The following is a 6,119-nucleotide window of genomic DNA, read 5'->3' as shown; positions in this document are numbered from 1 at the left end:
TATTCTGTTCGTCGTGACTCTGACGCCACGCCTGATCGGTGCGGTCAGTGATCCGGCCCGAGGTGGGTCTGGTGTTAGGGTTTGTTCCTTGAAAACTGAACAGTGCAGTAGCGCATAAGTCTGTGGGTCTCCGACCCGCCGGATAGACTGAAGGCGCCGAAAGGCGTTTTTTCGTTTCTCCCGGCGGATCAGTGAGATTATTTGGTTGTGCTAGCGTGAACTACCGGCTCCACCGGTTTTACGTGAACACAGCCCGTACAACAATTTAGACGAGCGTTCTTTTTTATAAAGAGCGTGATCCGATTTTGCGTTTCGGATCGAAATCGTCGGCGCTGATTTAGAGCCTAACAAAGGCTCCGTAAGATTACTTATGGAGAGTTTGATCCTGGCTCAGGATTAACGCTGGCGGCGTGCCTAACACATGCAAGTCGAACGAGGTAGCAATACCTAGTGGCAGACGGGTGAGTAACGCGTGGTCAACCTACCCTCGAGCGGGGGATAACTAGCCGAAAGGCTAGCTAATACCGCATAACATCAAAGCCGGCATCGGCAATGATTGAAAGCAGTAATGCACTTGAGGACGGGACCGCGTCCGATTAGCTAGTTGGTGAGGTAATGGCTCACCAAGGCTACGATCGGTAGCTGGTTTGAGAGAACGACCAGCCACACTGGGACTGAGAACGGCCCAGACTCCTACGGGAGGCAGCAGTGAGGAATTTTCCGCAATGGGCGAAAGCCTGACGGAGCGACGCCGCGTGTGGGAAGAAGGCCTTCGGGTCGTAAACCACTGTCGAAGGGGAAGATATTGACGGTACCCTTGGAGGAAGCCCCGGCTAACTACGTGCCAGCAGCCGCGGTAAGACGTAGGGGGCAAGCGTTATTCGGAATTATTGGGCGTAAAGCGCTCGTAGGCGGGACAGGAAGTCCGTGAAGAAAGACCTGGGCTCAACTCAGGGAACGGCACGGATACTCTTGTTCTTGAGGCAATCAGAGGGTGATGGAATTCCCGGTGTAGCGGTGAAATGCGTAGATATCGGGAGGAACACCAGTGGCGAAGGCGATCACCTGGGGTTGTTCTGACGCTGAGGAGCGAAAGCTAGGGGAGCAAACGGGATTAGATACCCCGGTAGTCCTAGCCGTAAACGATGGATACTAGGTGTATGTGGTATCGACTCCATATGTGCCGTAGTTAACACAGTAAGTATCCCGCCTGGGGAGTACGGCCGCAAGGTTAAAACTCAAAGGAATTGACGGGGGCCCGCACAAGCGGTGGAGCATGTGGTTTAATTCGACGCAACGCGAAGAACCTTACCGGGGCTTGACATCGGAGGACAACTCTAGAAATAGAGCTTAGGGGCAACCCTACTTCCAGACAGGTGCTGCATGGCTGTCGTCAGCTCGTGCCGTGAGGTGTTGGGTTAAGTCCCGCAACGAGCGCAACCCTCGTCGTGTGTTGGTCCACAAGATCTCTCACACGAGACCGCCGATGAGAAGTCGGAGGAAGGTGGGGATGACGTCAAGTCAGCATGGCCCTTACGTCCCGGGCTACACACGTGCTACAATGCGCCGAACAACGAGCTGCGAACCCGCGAGGGTAAGCCAATCTCTTAAATCGGCGCTCAGTTCGGATTGAAGGCTGCAACTCGCCTTCATGAAGTCGGAATCGCTAGTAAACGCAGATCAGCTACGCTGCGTTGAATACGTTCCCGGGCCTTGTACACACCGCCCGTCACGTCACCTGAGTTTAGTGCACCCGAAGCCGCCCGTGTAACCGCAAGGAACAAGGCGTCCAAGGTGTGCTAGGTAAGGGGGACGAAGTCGTAACAAGGTAGCCGTATCGGAAGGTGCGGCTGGATCACCTCCTTTCTAAGGAGTACATGCCGTTGGTTTGCGAGCTTCGCATAACGCAACGGCGTATTCACTTAAGTCGACCACAGACGATGTCGTTTGCTCCAGGTATCATCCGGCCAATTGAGGCTAAGGTTTGGTTGAGGAGAACGGCGCGACGCGTATTTCAGCGTCGTTTGTGGCCGCTGCACTGTTCAGCTTTGAGGGAGCGACTCTCGAAGCGGTTGCGATCGTTTGATACGCACCGCATTTTCGAAAGAGTCACGCTCTCATGATCCTTGAAAACTGCATAGAGAAGAACTTTCATGTGCCAAACATGAAAAGCGGTCTTACGCGGTCCGTCCGCGTGAGATGCAATTTTTAAAAACGAAGACAGTAAGTCGAGTTCAAAGTTAACAAAGGGCGCATGGTGGATACCTAGGCATCACAGGCGATGAAGGACGCAGCAAGCTGCGATAAGCCGGGGGGAGCTGCTAACGAGCGATTATCCCCGGATCTCCGAATGGGGCAACCCACGTGCCGTAATGGGCACGTACTCCGCGATGAATTCAATAGTCGTGAGAGAGCGTACGCGGTGAACTGAAACATCTAAGTAGCCGCAGGAAAATACATCAACCGAGATTCCCCTAGTAGTGGCGAGCGAAAGGGGAACAGCCTAAACCGTTCGCGTGCAAGCATTCAGGCGTTGCGCGAAGGGTGTTGTAGGACGGCCATCTGAGAGCTGATTATCTCAGCACGAGTCAAAAATCTGATTGCTAGTTGAAGCCGGCTGGAAAGCCGCACCAAAGAACGTGATAGTCGTGTAAGCGAAAGCAACCAGACTTGTGGAGCTGTTCCTGAGTAGGGCGGGGCACGAGAAACCCTGTCTGAAACTGGGAGGACCATCTTCCAAGGCTAAATATTCTGTGATGACCGATAGTGAACGAGTACCGTGAGGGAAAGGTGAAAAGAACCCCTGAAGGGGAGTGAAATAGAACATGAAACCGCGCGCCTACAAACCGTGAAAGGCCTATGCGCAAGCATGGCTGATCGCGTGCCTATTGAAGAATGAACCTGCGAGTTACTTGGTGCAGGCAAGGTTAAGGTGAAGAGCCGGAGCCGTAGTGAAAGCGAGCCTGAATAGGGCGACAAGTCTGCATCAGTAGACCCGAAACCAAGTGATCTATCCATGGCCAGGGTGAAACATGATTAACCTCATGTGGAGGCCCGAACCTGTTGTTGTTGAAAAAACATTGGATGAGTTGTGGATAGGGGTGAAAAGCCAATCGAACTTGGAGATAGCTGGTTCTCCTCGAAATAGCTTGAGGGCTAGCGTTGCATCTTAACTTCTGGGGGTAGAGCACTGACAGGGCTAGGGGCCTTACCGGGTTACCGAACCCCATCAAACTCCGAATACCAGAAGGTACGTAGCAGCAGTCAGACTGTGGGGGATAAGCTCCATGGTCAAAAGGGAAACAGCCCAGATCATCGGCTAAGGTCCCTAATCGATGCTTAGTGGTAAAGGAAGTCATTTCGCCCAGACAACTAGGAGGTTGGCTTAGAAGCAGCCATCCTTGAAAGAGTGCGTAATAGCTCACTAGTCGAGTGAAGTGGCGCCGAAAATTCAACGGGGCTCAAGCATCGAACCGAAGCCATGGGATTACGCGAGTAACATTGCGTGATCGGTAGAGGAGCGTTGTGGTGTAGGCTGAAGCGCGACCGTGAGGACGCGTGGACGAGCCACAAGAGCGAATGCAGGTATAAGTAGCGAGAAATGCGGGTGAAAACCCCGCACGCCGGAAGTCTAAGGTTTCCTGAGCTACGTCAATCGACTCAGGGTGAGTCGGGACCTAAGCCGAGGCTGAGAAGCGTAGGCGATGGATAAGCCGTTCATATTCGGCTACCACCAAAGTCTGTTTAGACTTTGCAGAAACAATTTCACTCGCAGTGATGCGTGTGATTTTGCATCTGTACGGTCTATGAAGCGATGGGATGACGCAGGAGGATAGGTGGGCGCACCGTTGGATGTGTGCGTCTAAGCAGGTAGGGGGTCACGTAGGTAAATCCGCGTGACGTAACTCCGAGAAGCGAATGCGAGGGGCTTCGGCCCCGAAGCCACTGACTCCACGCTGCCAAGAAAAGTCTCTAGCTAAGACCCAGGTGCCCGTACCGCAAACCGACACAGGTAGACTGGCAGAGCATGCTAAGGCGACGGGAGAATCCCTGTTAAGGAACTCGGCAAATTAACCCCGTAACTTCGGGAGAAGGGGTGCCTCTTTTGGTTTAGGATTTACTCCAAAAGCCATTGGAGGTCGCAGTTAACTGGCCCAAGCGACTGTTTACCAAAAACACAGGTCTCTGCGAACGCGAAAGCGGACGTATAGGGGCTGACTCCTGCCCGGTGCTGGAAGGTTAAAGGGAGAGGTTAGCGCAAGCGAAGCTTTGATCTGAAGCCCCAGTAAACGGCGGCGGTAACTATAACCGTCCTAAGGTGACAACAACGTTGCCTCGTTGCGCAGTAATGCGCAACTAAACATCTGACTATATGCGGGAACATCCTTAGAGCTCGATCTACTCGATCGCGAAAGCGATCAGTAAAAATGATCGAGATTGGACAATCCGCAGGAAACCTCACTGCAGAGGGATCCTCAGAGACTATACGTCAGACATCCGGAGAGGCGCACACAGTGTAGCCGCGATTAACATCGCGGTGTTTGTGCTTCGACATAAGCACGGTTCGATCGTCCGCGATCGTCCGAGCATTCGGATGAAGATAGAGTCCACTCCGGCGTGAAAGCGCCGGAAAAAAGTGAGCGAAATTCCTTGTCGGGTAAGTTCCGACCTGCACGAATGGAGTAACGACTTGGGCACTGTCTCGATGGGGATCCCGGCGAAATTGCAGTACCAGTGAAGATGCTGGTTACCCGCGGCAGGACGGAAAGACCCCATGAAGCTTTACTGTACCCTGATGTTGGGTCTTGAGATTTTCTGTACAGGATAGGTGGGAGTCGATGATCCGTGGACGCTAGTTTACGGGGAGACAACGTTGGGATACCACCCTGAAAATTTCGGGATTCTAACTGTCAGCCGTTATCCGGTTGAAGGACAGCGTCAGGCGGGCAGTTTGACTGGGGCGGTCGCCTCCCAAAGAGTAACGGAGGCGCCCAAAGGTTCCCTCAGAACGGTCAGAAACCGTTCGTTAGAGTGTAAAGGCAAAAGGGAGCTTGACTGCGAGACGGACAGGTCGAGCAGGTGCGAAAGCAGGGCTTAGTGATCCGGCGGTACCGAATGGAAGGGCCGTCGCTTATCGGATAAAAGCTACTCTGGGGATAACAGGCTTATCTCCCCCAAGAGTCCACATCGACGGGGAGGTTTGGCACCTCAACATTAGGGGTGAAGCGGCAGAAATGCCGTTGCAAGTTCCGGCTTATAACGGTGAACTCCGAACGTCTCGAGGACTAGAGACGAGGACAATACCGTGGGAAGTCAGACCGTAAGGTCTTGACCCCGTAACGACTGATTCATTCGCGAACCTAATCGCGAATGATGAGATGACGTCGCTGCTCATTACGAGCAAATCAATCGAACGTCATCACACGCCGGCTCCTCGCGCAACGCATGTTGCGCAGGATGAAGATATAGTCTGCGCTACGAGTAATCGTAGAGAAACGCGCGATGTCGGATCGTCGCATCCTGGGGCTGTAGTAGGTCCCAAGGGTTGGGCTGTTCGCCCATTAAAGCGGTACGCGATCTGGGTTCAGAACGTCGTGAGACAGTTCGGTCCCTATCCGCCGTGGGCGTAGGAGATTTGAGGGGCTTCGACTCTAGTACGAGAGGACCGAGTTGAACGAACCGCTGGTGAACCGGTTGTCCCGCCAGGGGCATAGCCGGGTAGCTATGTTCGGAGCAGATAAACGCTGAAAGCATATAAGCGTGAAACTGACCCCAAGATGAGATCTCAATCTCGAAAGAGTGAAGGGCCGTGGGAGACTACCACGTTGATAGGCCGGGGGTGGAAGGCGAGCAATCGCTGGAGCTGACCGGTACTAATCGCCCGGAAACTTTAACTCGACTACGTTTTCGTTAGTTTGGCCATGAAGGTTCTTCTCTGTGCAGATTTCTCACGTGGCTGCCTCGAGCTCCGGCTCGGCGCCGCGTGAGGACCAGGTTTCTGGCGCCCATAGCGGTGGGGTCCCACCCGTTCCCATCCCGAACACGGCAGTTAAGCCCGCCAGCGCCGATGGTAGTTGGACCGCAGGGTTCTTCGAGAGTAGGACGGTGCCAGATTAATT

3 rRNA genes are annotated in these 6,119 nt (G+C 53.7%); all 3 read left to right on the top strand.

Annotated elements, in window-relative coordinates:
• The first annotated feature begins 367 nt into the window (after window positions 1-367).
• The 3 genes from VGG22_05050 to rrf all read left to right on the top strand — a co-directional run bounded on the left by VGG22_05050 (window position 368) and on the right by rrf (window position 6,114).
• Window positions 368-1,866 (top strand): 16S ribosomal RNA (locus VGG22_05050).
• Window positions 1,867-2,232: 366 nt separating this feature from the next.
• A 23S ribosomal RNA gene (locus VGG22_05045) occupies window positions 2,233-5,897 on the top strand.
• Window positions 5,898-5,997: 100 nt separating this feature from the next.
• Window positions 5,998-6,114 (top strand): 5S ribosomal RNA (gene rrf, locus VGG22_05040).
• Together the 16S, 23S and 5S rRNA genes form the textbook arrangement of a ribosomal RNA operon.
• Window positions 6,115-6,119: the final 5 nt, after the last annotated feature.

The organism is Candidatus Baltobacteraceae bacterium (assembly GCA_036489885.1).
Lineage (GTDB): Bacteria > Vulcanimicrobiota > Vulcanimicrobiia > Vulcanimicrobiales > Vulcanimicrobiaceae > JAFAMS01.
This window is presented reverse-complemented; position numbering and strand designations above follow the sequence as displayed.